Source organism: Nocardia sp. NPDC047648 (genome assembly GCF_040642815.1).
In the GTDB taxonomy this organism is placed as follows: domain Bacteria; phylum Actinomycetota; class Actinomycetes; order Mycobacteriales; family Mycobacteriaceae; genus Nocardia; species Nocardia gamkensis.
The window spans coordinates 59,665-72,491 of sequence record NZ_JBEYSX010000015.1; the positions used below are offsets into that span (position 1 = coordinate 59,665).

Below are 12,827 nucleotides of genomic sequence, written 5' to 3' on the forward strand. Positions count from 1 at the left end.
GATGATGGAAGGTGACCGGTGCGTAGACGTGCCTTGTTCAAGGCGGCGGGCACCGCAGCCCTGCTCGGTGCTGTGGGGACGATGACGGGGACGAGCACGGCGTCCGCCGACCCGATGTGGGAGGCCTTGTTCCGCGCCTGGGTGCCGGAGATCTTCGCCCCGATTCCCGACCCGGCGGAGCACTCGCCCGCGATCGTCATCGGCTCGGGCTTCGGTGCCGCCGTGACCGCGTTGCGCCTGGCCGAGGCCGGGATCGTCACCACCGTGCTGGAACGCGGTTCGCGCTGGCCGAACGATCCGTGGCGGGAGATCTTCACCGGCGACGACCTGCCCGACGGCCGCGGCTTCTGGCACCGCACCCAGTTCACCGGCGTCACCAAGGTGCCGATGCATTTCGCCAGTTTCGGCGGCGTGCTGGACTGCACCGAGTATCCGGGCATCGACGTCTGGCGCGCGGCGGCGGTCGGCGGCGGCTCGGTGATCTTCAGCGGGGCCATGATCGCCCCGCAGCGCCGCTTCTTCGACCACGTCTTCGGTGGCACCGTCGATTACGGCGAGATGGAGCGCGTCTACTACCCGCGCGTGCGGGACATGCTGCGGCTGAGCCCGATGCCCGCGGACATCTACAACTCCTCGCCGTTCACGCATTCCCGCGCCTGGGACGACCAAGTGCGCAAAGCCGGCTACCAGCCGCAGGCGAACGACTCGATCTTCAACTGGGACATCCTGCGCGCCGAACTCGCGGGCGGCGCGAAGCCTTCGGCCACGGCGGCCAGGAGCAACCTGGGCAACTCCAACGGCGCCAAGTTCGACCTGAACCAGAACTACTTGGCCTACGCGCAGGGCACCGGACGGTGCGGGGTCTTCCCGGGCCACCGGGTGGACGCCATCGCGCAGGAATCCGGCGGCCGCTACGCGGTGACCGTGACGAAGCTGTCGCCGACCGGCGATGTGCTGTCCACCCGCATCCTCACCTGCGACCGGCTCTTCCTCGGCGCGGGATCGATCGGCACCTCCGAACTGCTGGTCCGCGCCCAGGCCACCGGTGCGCTGCCGAACCTGAACGAACACGTCGGCGACGGCTGGGGCACCAACGGTGATGTGGTGCTCGCCCGCGGCGCCAGCGCGCTCGCCGGTCACGGCCAAGGCGTGCCGAGCGCGAGCCGTATCTTCGACGAATCCGGCGTACCGCTGACCCTGGAGAGCTGGTACATCCCGGGGATCCCGTTCGAGACCGGCGCGCTTGCCTCGCTCGGCATGGTGCTCGACCCCACCCGTACCCGGTTCGGCTACGACCGGGCCGCGAACCGGGTCGGGCTGAGCTGGTCGGCCGAGAACCGGGCGGACACCGTGGCGGCGGCCAGGGCGGTCGACCACCGGATCGCCGAACGAGCGGACGCCCTCGTCGAGTACAGCGCACTCGGCTACGACGCGAACGCGCTGTTCACCGCGCATCCGCTCGGCGGAGCGGTACTGGGGCGGGCCACCGACGGCTACGGCCGCGTGCACGGTCATCCCGGCCTCTACGTGATGGACGGCGCGGCGATACCGGGCAGCACGGGGACGGTCAATCCGTCGCTCACCATCGCCGCGCTGGCCGAACGCAATATCGAGGCGATCGTTCGCGCCGGTCGCTGAGCACGTAGGTCTCCGGGCGGTGCGTCCGGGAGTATCGCCAACCGTGCCGAGCATGCTTTCGGCGTACTAATGTCGGCGGCACCGTTCGGCGTCGAAGGGATTCGCAGTGTCCGCTCCCGCTTCCAGCTCGGGCATCGAGAGTTCCTCCGCCGATCGATACGGGCTGCGGGAATCGCCGCAGCCGCAGGACTATCCGCGCAAGCCGCCGATGCTGTGGACCGATTTCGTGATGCTCGCGCTGGCCGTCATCTCCGTGGCGCTGGTCGCCTGGATCACCTTCTTCCCGGTCTCCGGGCACACCTACCACGCGGTCGTGGTCGCCGACTGGTCGTTGTGCGCGGTGTTCGCGATCGAGTTCCTGTGGCGCTGGCGCCGCGCGGGCTGGCCGTGGACCTTCCCGCTCGTGTACTGGTACGAGGTCCTCGGCATGATCCCGGTGACCAGCCTGTTCTTCCGCGGCTTCCGGCTGTTGCGGATCGTGGTGATCGTCGTCCGGCTCGCCAGGGTGGCCGATCGCCTGTTCGGCGACCGGGTGACGGCCGCGGTGGTGAACCGGTTCGTCGCGACCATCGTCGACACCATCCGCCGTCCGATGACGATCGCGGTGATGGACGAGGTGGCGCAGGTGCTGCGCACCGGCCACTACACCCGCAACATCGCGGCCGCCCTGGAGGAGAACCGCGCCGAGCTGGACGAGATGATCCTCGAGCTGATCAAGAAGGACCCGCAGGCGGGCCGGGTGCGCTACATCCCGTTCCACGACGAGATCATCCGGCTGATCGCCGACACCACCTTCCGCATCGTGTTCCAGGTGCTGGAGGATCCGCGCACCGACGAACTCGTCGCGGACGTGCTGCGGGAGAACATCGATCAGATCCGCGACGCGGTCCGCGACGGGGTGCGGGTGCCGCCGTCCGCGTACGGGCCGACACCCGACGAGGACTGCGTGCGGCATCGCGTCACTCGGGCGCCGCGTGCCTGATCGCGTCCCGCGGCTGCGCCAAACGCACGGTCTCCCAAGCGATCAGCGCGATCAGGACGACGCACAGCAGGGCCAGCGACGCCAGCGCGGGCAGGGCGCAGGCCAGCGGGACGAGCGCCAGCAGCACCGCCACGGCGACCACGCGGGGCATCGAGACGGTGCCGGTGGCGAAGTGCTTGAACCCCACCAGACCGATCAGATACAGCACGACGCCGCCGTAGAGGGCGTAGAGCGGGATACCGTACAGCGCGTCCTTCAGAGTGTGGTGCGAGGAATCCCCGACGTAGTAGAGGACTTTCTTCAGCCCCAGTGACAGCGCGATGATCCCGACGATCATCGGGAAATGCCAGAAGGTGTAGGAACCTTGCGCGATCTTGATCTGCCGCTTGCCCTCGGCGTGGACGAGTTCGTGCTCCACCGCCAGAGCGGCGACGTCGAAGTACGCCCACCACAGCAGACCGGAAATGGCGAGGCCGAGTAGCGAGCCGAGAGCGATCGGCCAAGAGATCGGCAGGCCTGCCACCCCGATGCCGATGGAGACGATCGATTCACCGAGCGCCACGATGACGATCAGCCCGTATCGCTCGACGAAATGCCTGGCCGAGTTCAACCGCCAATCGGTGCCTGCGAACAACGTCCACAGGTAGTCGCCCGCGATCGCGGCGATCCACAGGGCGATCTGCACCCTGCCGGTGGTCAGCGCGGCGACGACCAGCAGCGTGGTGCCGAGGGTGATCGAACCGAGCGCCCAGCGCAGCAGCTGGCCGCGCAATTGCGGATCATCGGCACTGGCCAGCCAGAACATCCCCAGGTGCACCAACCGCACCACCAGGTAGGCGACGGCGAAGACCAGCGGCCCGAACCACCCGCCGGGTTTGTCGTCGAACGCCTCCGGGATGGTGAGCGCGGCGAGGAACGCGCCGCCCATGGCCGCGAACATCGCCACCCGTGCGATGCCCTCGTCGGCGCGGACCACATTGCCGAGCCAGGAGTAGGCGATCCACAGCCACCACATCACCGCGAGCACGAGCCCCGCGCGCAGCGCGTTCTTCGCGCTGGTGTCGTCCGCGATCAAGCCGGTGACCATGGTCAGCGCGAAGACGAGCACCAGGTCGAAGAACAGCTCGAGCTGCGTCACCGAGGCGTCTTCGGCCATCGGCTGGAAGCGCACTCGTTTGGAACCGATCATGCCGATCATCGTCGCACCCCGACCGGTTCGGCGCCGGTTCGCTGCCGCGCCCGCCCGCCGATTTCGCGCAGAGCACAGCGCGGCTACACGGGTTGATAGGTCTCCGTTTCGGGGAACCGCTCGGCGAAATCGATGAAACACTCCGCGACCACTTCATTGGCCTTGCGGAAAGTGCGTTTCAGCAGAAATCCGGGAACCGGGAGGGGCAGATAGAGCTCGACGTGGTACCAGACGTGCGTGCCGTCGACGCTGTCGGACACTTCGAAAAAGCCGCCGCCCCGGACGCCCCGGGTGCTGTCGGCGACAACCCAGGAGGACCGGTCGTCGGTCCAATCATATTCGAGCACTTGCAGATCCGAGCTGCCGAGCAGTTCCGCCTTGAGGAAAACGCGCCGCGGCCTGCGCCGGGCGTCGCGGGTGGCGACCCGGACGTCACTGTAGGAGGACGACCATTCCGGCAGCGATTCGACGGCTGTCAGGGCATCCATGACCTGTTCGGGATCGGTATCGACGAAGAATCGGATATCCGTTTTGGTGCGCATGGCATACCTCCGACCCCCGGTTGGACAAGTCGGCCGATTGTCTCCGCGATTTGTCCGGTTCGTCAACCTGACTGTGCGAGACCACATCTCGGCTAACCGGATAACGTGCCGTTATCAGGTCGAGATCGGCGATCGGCTACCGCCGGAACAACTTCCGGACGGAAGGATGGGGCCGGCCGGAGGTTCGCGCGCCTACCATCGGATCCGAATGGGCGCCGGTCTGCGGCGCCGTCGGTCGGGCGGGAGGATGTCATGAAATACGCCGAACTGCTGGCGCAGGCGCGGGACGCGATCACGGTGCGCCGGGTCTACGGCGAGCCCTACGAATCCGATGGGGCGATAGTCATTCCCGCCGCCTCGGTCGGTGGCGGCGGTGGGGGAGGCGGCGGTACCGGGAACGGTCCGGACGGGGAGGGCGCCGGGGAAGGCGTGGCGTTCGGAGTAGGCGCCAAGCCCGTCGGCGCCTATGTGCTCCGCGACGGGCGATTGACCTGGCATCCGGCCGTGGATGTCAACGCGATCATCGAGACGGCGGGCAAGGTGCTGATCGCGGGAGTGCTGGCCTTCGCGCTGACTCGCTACGCCAAACGCCGCGCCTGACCGGCGCGGCGAACGGCGTCTCCCGTCGGCGAGCGCCGGACCGAGCGCGGGCGAGGCCGCCCGGCGCGCGATCCGGCGCGGCGTTCATTCCGATGTGGCGGGCTCGACGATCGCGTCGGGCCCTGGATACACCAGCGACTCGTGACCGTCGGAGAAGCGCACCACATAGGGCGGCGTCCCCTCCGGCCCGCGGACCTCGATGATCTCGGCCAGGTGATCCACTTCTCCCACCACGTGTCCATGCACGCAGAGTCGATCTCCTACATGTGCGATCATCGCCCCATTATCGAACGCCAGTGGTGCGCGTCACAACCGCTCGGGCGAAGGCGCCGGATCCGATTCAGTCGTCCGCGCTGATCACACGCTCGACCGCGGCTTCGATCAATGCCTGGCTCTGCTCCTCGGTGAACACGTCGGGCAGCGTCATCCGATCGACGATCAGCCAGTTCAGCGCGAGGTAGAGCAACAGCACCGACTTCTCGTCACCGGGCAGGCCCGCCGCCAGATGGTTGCGCACGTTGTAGTCGATGTCCTCGCGCACCCGCTCGGTCAGCACCGCGCGCAATTCCGGCCGCCGGGTCGCCTCCAGGCGCAATTCGAGCAGCGCGAGGTAGCCGGTGCGGAAAGCCTCGATGCGTCCGACCGTCTCCGTCATCAGCTCGACGATATTGGCGCGGGTCTTCGGCCCTTCGGTCAGCTGGGTCATCGTGGCTTCGCTCGGCTGTAGCCGCTCGTAGAACCGCCGGCCCGCCTGAGTGAGCAGGTCGTCGCGGTTGGCGAAGTAGTTCGACGCCGTGCCCGCGGGCACCCCGGCCTCCTTGTCCACCGCGCGAAAGGTCAGCCCGCGCGCCCCATCGCGCGCCAGGACCTCGATCGCGGCGTCGACCAGCGTCTGTCGTCGCTCCGGATTGGTCCGCACTTGACACCACTCCATTCGTAGTACTATCTTTCAACCACTACGAACAGAGTACTACAAGTGAGGTGCTGGTATGCGAAAGCTTGTCTACTACGTGGCGGTATCGCTGGACGGCTACATCGCGGGCCCGGCGGGGGAGTTCGACTTCTATCCGTCCGACGCCGAAATGGGCGCGTGGCTCAACGGCCGGTATCCGGAATTCGTGCCGAGTCACTTGCGTCCGCTCGTGGGGATGGCGGTGGACGAACCGAACAAGCGGTGCGACACGGCGGTGATGGGCCGCCGCAGCTACGAACCGGCCCTGTCCGAAGGCGTGACCAGCCCATATGCGCACCTGAAGCAGTACGTGGTGTCCAGCACGCTCGGGCGCATCGACGATCCGGCCGTGGAGCTGGTCGAACGCGACCCGCTCGGCCTGGTGCGGGAGCTGAAGCAAGCCGACGGCGGGGACATCTGGCTGGTCGGCGGTGGCGAACTCGCCGCCCAATTGCTGAGCGAGATCGACGAGATGATCATCAAGAGCTATCCGGTGGTCGCGGGCAGCGGGATATCCGCGTTCTCCGGCGTGTTCGGTCCCACTTTGTTCGCGCCGGTACAGCGCAAGGAGTTCGGCAACGGCGCGCAGGTCACCTGGTTCACGCGGGCCTGAGCCCCGACTTCCATCCGAAAGGTATTTCATGCGAAAACTCGTCTATTTCGTCGGTCTTTCCCTCGACGGCTATATCGCGGGGCCGAATGGTGAGATCGACTTCATTCCGGTGGGCGATGACATGTGGGACTGGCTGCGCGCGGAGTATCCCGAGACGCTACCCACCCACGTGCGGCCACACATCGGCCTCGCCGCGGACGCGCCCAATCAGAAGTTCGACACTCTCGTCATGGGTCGCGGCACCTACGACCCCGCCCTGGCCATCGGCGTGACCAGCCCGTACGCCCACATGAAGCAGTACGTGGTGTCCAGCACGCTCGGCCGTATCGATGACCCGGCGGTCGAACTGGTCGAGCGCGACCCGGTGGGGCTGGTCCGTGAACTGAAGCGGCAGGACGGTAAGGACATCTGGCTGGCCGGTGGCGGCTTGCTCGCCGCCGCGCTGCTGGAGGAGATCGATGAATTGGTGATCAAGAGCTATCCGGTCGTCGCGGGCACCGGGGTACCCGCCTTCGCGGGCGAGTTCCGTCCGACGCTGTTCCGGCCGGCCGAGCGCAAGGCCATCGGCGACGGCGTCCAGGTCAGCTGGTTCACCCGAACCTGACCCGGCGAATCCGGCCGCCCGCACCGGCCGGGTGCGGTGGTCGGTGCGGCAGCGATCTTTCCGTTATCGCTCCGCCCGGAGAAATCCGGGTCAGGTGGCGTCGGTGAGGAACGACAGTCGCACCTGCCGGTCCGGGTTGTCGACATTGAGATCGACCAGCGCGATCGACTGCCAGGTGCCGAGGGCGAGCTTCCCGCCGATCACCGGCACGGTCGCGTACGGCGCGATCAGGGCGGGCATGACGTGGGAGCGTCCGTGTCCGCGCGAGCCGTGCGCGTGCCGCCACCGGTCGTCGGCGGGCAGCAGATCGCGCAGTGCGGCCAGCAGATCGTCGTCGCTGCGCGCGCCGAGCTCCATGACCGCGATTCCCGCGGTGGCGTGCGGCACGAAGACGTGCAGCAGCCCGTCGCCGCCCGCTTCGTGCGCGAAAGTCGCGCACTGCGGCGTGATGTCCTGTACCACTTCCTTGTGGCCTGTTCGCACCTCGAGCAGTGTGCTCTTCATGGGCACATCGTCCCTCATCCGCCGCGGCCCGCACGGCGCGACCGGGAGGGGATGCGGCTGTGGGCTTTTCCACAAGCCGGGTAGGTAGCGGCAAAACCGCTGGCCCCGGCCGGTACCCTGAATGACTGTTACCAGTTTGTTGTCGATCTTGGAGGACCCTGTCGTGGCTCTCGTGGTTCAGAAGTACGGAGGATCCTCGGTGGCGACCGCCGAGCGTATCCGGCGCGTCGCTGAACGGATCGTGGAGACCAAGAAGCAGGGCCACGATGTGGTGGTCGTCTGCTCCGCCATGGGTGACACCACCGACGAGCTGCTCGATCTCGCCCAGCAGGTGGCGCCGTCGCCGCCCGCCCGCGAGATGGACATGCTGCTCACTTCCGGTGAGCGCATCTCCAACGCGCTGGTCGCCATGGCCATCCACTCCCTCGGCGCCGAGGCCCGCTCGTTCACCGGTTCGCAGGCGGGTGTGATCACCACCGGCGCGCACGGCAACGCGAAGATCATCGATGTGACCCCGGGTCGCGTCCGCGCCGCGCTGGACGAGGGTCTCGTCGTCCTGGTCGCGGGCTTCCAGGGCGTGAGCCAGGACAGCAGGGACGTCACCACGCTGGGTCGCGGCGGCTCCGACACCACGGCCGTCGCGCTGGCGGCCGCGCTGCAGGCCGATGTGTGCGAGATCTACACCGACGTGGACGGCGTCTTCACCGCCGATCCGCGGATCGTGCCCGACGCGCAGCGGCTCGAGCAGGTCTCCTACGAGGAGATGCTGGAACTGGCGGCCTGCGGCGCCAAGGTGCTGATGCTGCGCTGCGTCGAATACGCCCGCCGCTACAACGTGCCCGTGCATGTGCGCTCGTCCTACACCGACAAGCAGGGCACCTACGTTTACGGATCGATGGAGGACATCCCCTTGGAGCAAGCAATCCTCACCGGCGTCGCGCACGACCGCAGCGAGGCCAAGGTGACCGTGGTCGGGCTGCCGGACGAACCGGGCTACGCCGCCAAGGTGTTCCGCGCCGTCGCCGACTCGGAGATCAACATCGACATGGTCCTGCAGAACATCTCGAAGATCGAGACCGGCAAGACCGACATCACCTTCACGCTGCCGAAGTCCGAGGGCGCCCGCGCGGTCGAGATGCTGACCAAGCGCCAGGCCGAGATCGGCTTCTCCCAGGTGCTCTACGACGATCACATCGGCAAGGTGTCGCTGGTCGGCGCGGGCATGAAGAGCCACCCGGGCGTCACCGCCACCTTCTGCGAGGCGCTCGCCGAGGCGGGTGTGAACATCGACCTGATCTCCACCTCGGAGATCCGGATCTCCGTGCTGGTCAAGGACACCGAACTGGACGAGGCCGTGCAGGTGCTGCACAAGGCCTTCGATCTGGGCGGCGACGAGGTCGCGGTGGTCCACGCGGGAACGGGGCGATAGGTCATGGGAGTTCGCGTAGGAGTCGTCGGCGCGACCGGGCAGGTCGGCGCCGTCATGCGGAAACTGCTGGACGAGCGTGACTTCCCGGCCGACGAGCTGCGGTTCTTCGCCTCCGCCCGTTCGGCGGGCAAGACGCTGCCCTGGCGCGGCCGCGAGATCGTCGTCGAGGACACCGAGACCGCGGATCCGTCCGGTTTGGACATCGCGTTGTTCTCGGCGGGTGCCACCATGTCCCGCGTGCAGGCGCCGCGTTTCGCCGCGGCGGGCGTCACGGTGATCGACAATTCCTCGGCGTGGCGCAAGGACCCCGAGGTCCCGCTGGTGGTCAGCGAGGTCAACCCGGAGCAGACGCGCAACCTGGTCAAGGGCATCATCGCCAACCCGAACTGCACCACGATGGCGGCCATGCCCGTGCTCAAGCCGCTGCACGACATCGCCGGTCTGCGCCGCCTGATAGTGTCCAGCTACCAGGCCGTCTCCGGCAGCGGCCTGGCCGGTGTCGAAGAGCTGGCGAGCCAGGCCCGCGCGGTGATCGGCGACGCCGAGAAGCTGACCCACGACGGCCGCGCCGTGGACTTCCCCGCCCCGAACAAGTACGTCGCCCCGATCGCGTTCAACGTGCTCCCGCTGGCGGGTTCGCTGGTCGACGACGGCTCCGGCGAGACGGACGAGGATCAGAAGCTGCGCAACGAGAGCCGCAAGATCCTCGGCCTCCCGGATCTGGCCGTGAGCGGCACCTGCGTGCGCGTGCCGGTCTTCACCGGCCACTCGCTCTCGGTGAACGCCGAATTCGCCGAGCCGCTCTCGGTCGAGCAGGCGAAGGAGATCCTGGCCAAGGCGCCCGGCGTGAAGCTGGTCGACGTGCCGACCCCGCTGGCCGCGGCGGGCATCGACGAGTCGCTCGTCGGTCGCATCCGCCAGGACCAGGGCGTGCCGGACGGCCGCGGGCTCGCGCTGTTCATCTCCGGTGACAACCTGCGTAAAGGCGCTGCTCTCAACACCATTCAGATCGCCGAGGTGCTGATCGGCGACCGCTGAGACGGACCGATCGAACGGGCCGCGGGCTTTCCGCGGCCCGTTCGTCGTTTCCGGACCCGATCAGCGGGCGCGCAGTCCGTCGAAGACGACGGCGAAGGTGCGGTCGCGCTGCGCGGGAGTGGCCGTGCTGCCGTGGGTGGCGAGGAACGCGCCCTTGACGAGGCGCATCAGGTCATCGACATCGATGTCGGTGCGTACGCCGCCCGCCTCCTGGGCGCGGGTGAGCAGCGTGCCGATCACCGTGTTCAGTTCGTGCACCGGCCGCAGGTACGCCGGGGCATCCGCGCCGCCCACCGCATCGGCGAGATCGCGTTTGACGCTGCCTTCCGCCACGAGCCTGGCGAGGAAGTCGAAGAACGCGGGCACCGGGTCGGCGGCGTCGGCCAGTTCCCTGGCCGAGGCGATGATCCGGTCGACTCGATCCACGATCGCCGCCTCGAACAGCGCCTCCTTGGTCGGAAAGTGCCGGTAGACGGTGCCCGCGCCGACACCGGCCCGCCGCGCGATCTCGTCCAGCGGCACCGCGAGCCCCTCCGCCGCGAACGCTTCTTGCGCGGCTGCCAGCACCCGCTCACGGTTGCGGCGGGCGTCGGCGCGCAGCGGTCGGCGCTCGGGCTCGGTCATGGGGGACGAGTTTACTGTTGACAAACGGGGCGCTCGTTCCGAATGATAAGCGGGTTGTTCGTTCCGCTTATTCGGAGGTGTGTGATGACTCTCGACTCGCCCGTCGAAAGCCCGCGTGAGGTGGTCGAGCGGCTGTTCGGTGAGCTACGCTCCCGCGACGCGAAGGCGTTCGTCGCGCGGTTCGCGCCCGATGCCATCTTCGAGATTCCGTTCACCGTCCCCGGGCTCCCGGCCCGCTTGGAAGGCCGCGAGGCGATTCGCGAGCACTTGGCGCAGCGCTGGTCGGGACTTTCCGGAATCGAAGTGCACGCCATCCACCCCCGGGTCTACGAGACCACCGACCCTGAGGTGTTGCTCGTGGAGAACGAGGTCGACATGACCGTCCCGGGAACCGGCCGCGCTCGAGTTCGCACGTCCGTCAACGTCGTCCATGTCCGCGACGGCGAGGTCGTGCTGTTTCGCGACTACATGGACACCGCCCGCTTCGCCCGCTCGGCGAGCGGTGAATGACGCGTTCGCGCCGACGTCGCCCTCTGTCGGGCCCTGAAGCTGCCCGATGACTACGACAGGGGGAGTGGTACCATATATCGTACTACTGGCTGGAGGGACTCATGGCTGCCGCGATTACCGTCAGTGAGGCGCGCAAGAACCTGTTTCCCCTGGTCAGGAAGGTCAATGAGGATCACGACACGATCGAGATCGTGTCGAAAGGGGGGAACGCTGTGCTCATGTCCAAGGAAGACTACGACTCCCTGATGACGACCGTGGAGTTGCTCAGCGGGCGCGATGGGGCGCGCCTACGCCGATCGATTCAGGAACTCGAGAATGGTGGCGGCGCCGAACGCGACCTCATCGAATGAAGGTCGTTTTCTCCGAATCCGCGTGGGAAGAGTATTCGGCGTGGCTGCAGCGCGACCGTCTCGTGCTGAAGAAGGTCAATGTACTGATCAAGGCGATCATGGCGGAGCCCTTCGAAGGCATCGGTAAGCCCGAGCCTCTGAAGCACGACTTGGCGGGGTACTGGTCACGGCGGATCACGCAGGAGCATCGCATCGTCTACCGCGTCGTCGACCATGCGATCTGGATCGCCAAGGTGGGCAAACACTACGACTGACCTCGGTCTGCCCGCCGAAAAGGCCTCGCCCGGCGCTCGGCGCGGCTGTTAGCCTGCGCCGATGGCCAATCCTCATCCTCATGTGTATCTCGGCGACCGGATCGTTGCGGCCGATGCCGCCACGGTGGGCGTCGCATCGTCGGCGGTGTTGTACGGACTCAGCGTCTACACCGTTTTCCCGGTGCATGTGGATGGAGCAGCGCGTACGGCATTCCGCCTGGACGACCATTTCCGCCGGCTCGAGGAGTCCTGCAAGATCATCGGAATCGATCGGTTCGCGGCGGAGTGGGATTTCGAACGGTTCCGTGCGACCGTCGTGGAACTGATCGCGGTGAACGCTCCGCGCGAGGACGTTTTCGTCCGGGCGACGGTGCATGTGGTCGAGTCCATTCCGGGCACCCGGGTACGGGGCTGCGCGATCCAGGTCAGCATGTTCGTCTACGACGCGGTGCCCATCGTCCCGCAGGACGGCATGCGCCTGAAGTCGAGTCCGTGGCGGCGCATTCCGGACAACGCGATTCCGTCCCGCGCGAAAGTCAACGGGGCGTATGTGAATTCCGTGCTGGCCAAACAGGACGCGATCGACAGCGGCTACGACGACTGCGTCTTCCTCGATGGCAACGGGCACGTCTGCGAACTCAGCGCGGCCAATATCTTCCTGGTCCGCAACGGCACGCTGATCACCCCCGATGTCTCCTGCGACATCCTCGACGGCATCAACCGCAGGACCGTACTCACCTTGGCGGCCGAGGACGGCATTCCGGTGGTCGAACGCACCGTCGATCTCACCGAGTTGTACATCGCCGACGAGGTTTTCGTGACCGGAACGTCGGCGGGCGCGGCGCCGGTCGTCGAGGTGGACGGTCGCGTCGTGGCGAACGGCGTGCCCGGTCCGATCTCCCAGGGGCTGCGCAAACGCCACTACGCGGCACTGCGTACCGACAACGTGCACGGCTGGGTCACGGATTTGTCCGCGGCCCGGTAGTCCACCGCGCCGC

17 protein-coding genes are annotated in these 12,827 nt (G+C 67.4%); 11 read left to right on the top strand and 6 right to left on the bottom strand.

Annotation, left to right across the window (positions count from 1 at the left end; genetic code table 11):
- Positions 1-18: 18 nt before the first annotated feature.
- Positions 19-1,638 carry a GMC oxidoreductase gene (locus ABZ803_RS27370; RefSeq protein ID WP_357043551.1) on the top strand — a complete coding sequence of 540 codons (1,620 nt, stop codon included), beginning with the start codon at positions 19-21 and terminating at the stop codon, positions 1,636-1,638.
- A gap of 106 nt (positions 1,639-1,744) precedes the next feature.
- Positions 1,745-2,620 carry an ion transporter gene (locus tag ABZ803_RS27375; RefSeq protein ID WP_245548799.1) on the top strand — a complete coding sequence of 292 codons (876 nt, stop codon included), beginning with the start codon at positions 1,745-1,747 and terminating at the stop codon, positions 2,618-2,620.
- Here the strand turns inward: ABZ803_RS27375 and ABZ803_RS27380 are convergent.
- Together ABZ803_RS27380 and ABZ803_RS27385 are read right to left on the bottom strand one after the other, a co-directional pair.
- Positions 2,598-3,809 (bottom strand): low temperature requirement protein A, encoded by a 1,212-nt coding sequence (locus ABZ803_RS27380; RefSeq protein WP_357043553.1) that lies wholly within the window; start codon positions 3,807-3,809, stop codon positions 2,598-2,600. The genes ABZ803_RS27375 and ABZ803_RS27380 overlap by 23 nt on opposite strands.
- A gap of 83 nt (positions 3,810-3,892) precedes the next feature.
- Positions 3,893-4,351 (bottom strand): SRPBCC family protein, encoded by a 459-nt coding sequence (locus tag ABZ803_RS27385; RefSeq protein WP_040864430.1) that lies wholly within the window; start codon positions 4,349-4,351, stop codon positions 3,893-3,895.
- Between the two features lie 252 nt (positions 4,352-4,603).
- On the opposite strand from ABZ803_RS27385, the gene ABZ803_RS27390 reads away from it, so the two are divergent.
- Complete coding sequence (locus tag ABZ803_RS27390) at positions 4,604-4,951, top strand: sporulation protein (RefSeq protein WP_357043555.1); 348 nt, start codon at positions 4,604-4,606, stop codon at positions 4,949-4,951.
- An 84-nt stretch (positions 4,952-5,035) separates the two neighbouring features.
- Here ABZ803_RS27390 and ABZ803_RS27395 read toward each other — a convergent pair whose 3' ends face one another.
- Together ABZ803_RS27395 and ABZ803_RS27400 are read right to left on the bottom strand one after the other, a co-directional pair.
- Positions 5,036-5,227, bottom strand: coding sequence for a DUF1918 domain-containing protein (locus tag ABZ803_RS27395; protein WP_040864432.1), 192 nt, complete (start codon positions 5,225-5,227; stop codon positions 5,036-5,038).
- A 64-nt stretch (positions 5,228-5,291) separates the two neighbouring features.
- The gene (locus ABZ803_RS27400; RefSeq protein WP_357043557.1) at positions 5,292-5,885 is read right to left on the bottom strand and encodes a TetR family transcriptional regulator; all 594 of its coding nucleotides are present in this window, start codon (positions 5,883-5,885) and stop codon (positions 5,292-5,294) included.
- A gap of 55 nt (positions 5,886-5,940) precedes the next feature.
- Between ABZ803_RS27400 and ABZ803_RS27405 the strand changes: the two genes are divergently transcribed.
- Positions 5,941-6,516, top strand: coding sequence for a dihydrofolate reductase family protein (locus ABZ803_RS27405; RefSeq protein ID WP_357043559.1), 576 nt, complete (start codon positions 5,941-5,943; stop codon positions 6,514-6,516).
- A 28-nt stretch (positions 6,517-6,544) separates the two neighbouring features.
- Positions 6,545-7,120 (top strand): dihydrofolate reductase family protein, encoded by a 576-nt coding sequence (locus ABZ803_RS27410; RefSeq protein ID WP_357043561.1) that lies wholly within the window; start codon positions 6,545-6,547, stop codon positions 7,118-7,120.
- A gap of 90 nt (positions 7,121-7,210) precedes the next feature.
- Here ABZ803_RS27410 and ABZ803_RS27415 read toward each other — a convergent pair whose 3' ends face one another.
- Positions 7,211-7,624 carry a secondary thiamine-phosphate synthase enzyme YjbQ gene (locus ABZ803_RS27415; RefSeq protein ID WP_357043563.1) on the bottom strand — a complete coding sequence of 138 codons (414 nt, stop codon included), beginning with the start codon at positions 7,622-7,624 and terminating at the stop codon, positions 7,211-7,213.
- Positions 7,625-7,787: 163 nt separating this feature from the next.
- Here ABZ803_RS27415 and ABZ803_RS27420 point away from each other — a divergent pair, with 163 nt between their 5' ends.
- Together ABZ803_RS27420 and ABZ803_RS27425 are read left to right on the top strand one after the other, a co-directional pair.
- On the top strand, positions 7,788-9,053 hold the full coding sequence (locus ABZ803_RS27420; protein WP_040864436.1) for an aspartate kinase: 1,266 nt from the start codon (positions 7,788-7,790) through the stop codon (positions 9,051-9,053).
- 3 nt (positions 9,054-9,056) lie between these two features.
- The gene (locus ABZ803_RS27425) at positions 9,057-10,091 is read left to right on the top strand and encodes an aspartate-semialdehyde dehydrogenase (RefSeq protein WP_357043565.1); all 1,035 of its coding nucleotides are present in this window, start codon (positions 9,057-9,059) and stop codon (positions 10,089-10,091) included.
- A gap of 60 nt (positions 10,092-10,151) precedes the next feature.
- Here ABZ803_RS27425 and ABZ803_RS27430 read toward each other — a convergent pair whose 3' ends face one another.
- Positions 10,152-10,715, bottom strand: a complete 564-nt coding sequence (locus tag ABZ803_RS27430) for a TetR/AcrR family transcriptional regulator (RefSeq protein ID WP_062972281.1) — start codon at positions 10,713-10,715, stop codon at positions 10,152-10,154.
- An 84-nt stretch (positions 10,716-10,799) separates the two neighbouring features.
- Here ABZ803_RS27430 and ABZ803_RS27435 point away from each other — a divergent pair, with 84 nt between their 5' ends.
- From ABZ803_RS27435 to ABZ803_RS27450, 4 genes are all read left to right on the top strand, one after another.
- A complete protein-coding gene (locus ABZ803_RS27435) occupies positions 10,800-11,225 on the top strand; it encodes an SgcJ/EcaC family oxidoreductase (RefSeq protein ID WP_357043568.1) in 426 nt (141 codons plus the stop codon).
- A 101-nt stretch (positions 11,226-11,326) separates the two neighbouring features.
- Complete coding sequence (locus ABZ803_RS27440; protein WP_357043570.1) at positions 11,327-11,575, top strand: type II toxin-antitoxin system prevent-host-death family antitoxin; 249 nt, start codon at positions 11,327-11,329, stop codon at positions 11,573-11,575.
- The gene (locus tag ABZ803_RS27445) at positions 11,572-11,829 is read left to right on the top strand and encodes a Txe/YoeB family addiction module toxin (protein ID WP_357043572.1); all 258 of its coding nucleotides are present in this window, start codon (positions 11,572-11,574) and stop codon (positions 11,827-11,829) included. Before ABZ803_RS27440 ends, ABZ803_RS27445 begins: the two co-directional genes overlap by 4 nt.
- A 61-nt stretch (positions 11,830-11,890) precedes the next feature.
- Positions 11,891-12,814, top strand: coding sequence for an aminotransferase class IV (locus ABZ803_RS27450; RefSeq protein ID WP_357043574.1), 924 nt, complete (start codon positions 11,891-11,893; stop codon positions 12,812-12,814).
- Positions 12,815-12,827 lie beyond the last annotated feature (13 nt).

What these genes read in the sequence shown, in the direction of transcription:
- ABZ803_RS27390 (WP_357043555.1), top strand. Translation starts at nt 4,604, where the DNA reads ATGAAATACGCCGAACTGCTGGCGCAGGCGCGGGACGCGATCACGGTG.
- ABZ803_RS27400 (WP_357043557.1), bottom strand. Translation starts at nt 5,885, where the DNA reads ATGGAGTGGTGTCAAGTGCGGACCAATCCGGAGCGACGACAGACGCTG.
- ABZ803_RS27440 (WP_357043570.1), top strand. Translation starts at nt 11,327, where the DNA reads ATGGCTGCCGCGATTACCGTCAGTGAGGCGCGCAAGAACCTGTTTCCC.
- ABZ803_RS27410 (WP_357043561.1), top strand. Translation starts at nt 6,545, where the DNA reads ATGCGAAAACTCGTCTATTTCGTCGGTCTTTCCCTCGACGGCTATATC.
- ABZ803_RS27450 (WP_357043574.1), top strand. Translation starts at nt 11,891, where the DNA reads ATGGCCAATCCTCATCCTCATGTGTATCTCGGCGACCGGATCGTTGCG.
- ABZ803_RS27415 (WP_357043563.1), bottom strand. Translation starts at nt 7,624, where the DNA reads ATGAAGAGCACACTGCTCGAGGTGCGAACAGGCCACAAGGAAGTGGTA.
- ABZ803_RS27380 (WP_357043553.1), bottom strand. Translation starts at nt 3,809, where the DNA reads ATGATCGGTTCCAAACGAGTGCGCTTCCAGCCGATGGCCGAAGACGCC.
- ABZ803_RS27445 (WP_357043572.1), top strand. Translation starts at nt 11,572, where the DNA reads ATGAAGGTCGTTTTCTCCGAATCCGCGTGGGAAGAGTATTCGGCGTGG.
- ABZ803_RS27405 (WP_357043559.1), top strand. Translation starts at nt 5,941, where the DNA reads ATGCGAAAGCTTGTCTACTACGTGGCGGTATCGCTGGACGGCTACATC.
- ABZ803_RS27395 (WP_040864432.1), bottom strand. Translation starts at nt 5,227, where the DNA reads ATGATCGCACATGTAGGAGATCGACTCTGCGTGCATGGACACGTGGTG.
- ABZ803_RS27385 (WP_040864430.1), bottom strand. Translation starts at nt 4,351, where the DNA reads ATGCGCACCAAAACGGATATCCGATTCTTCGTCGATACCGATCCCGAA.
- ABZ803_RS27435 (WP_357043568.1), top strand. Translation starts at nt 10,800, where the DNA reads ATGACTCTCGACTCGCCCGTCGAAAGCCCGCGTGAGGTGGTCGAGCGG.
- ABZ803_RS27425 (WP_357043565.1), top strand. Translation starts at nt 9,057, where the DNA reads ATGGGAGTTCGCGTAGGAGTCGTCGGCGCGACCGGGCAGGTCGGCGCC.
- ABZ803_RS27430 (WP_062972281.1), bottom strand. Translation starts at nt 10,715, where the DNA reads ATGACCGAGCCCGAGCGCCGACCGCTGCGCGCCGACGCCCGCCGCAAC.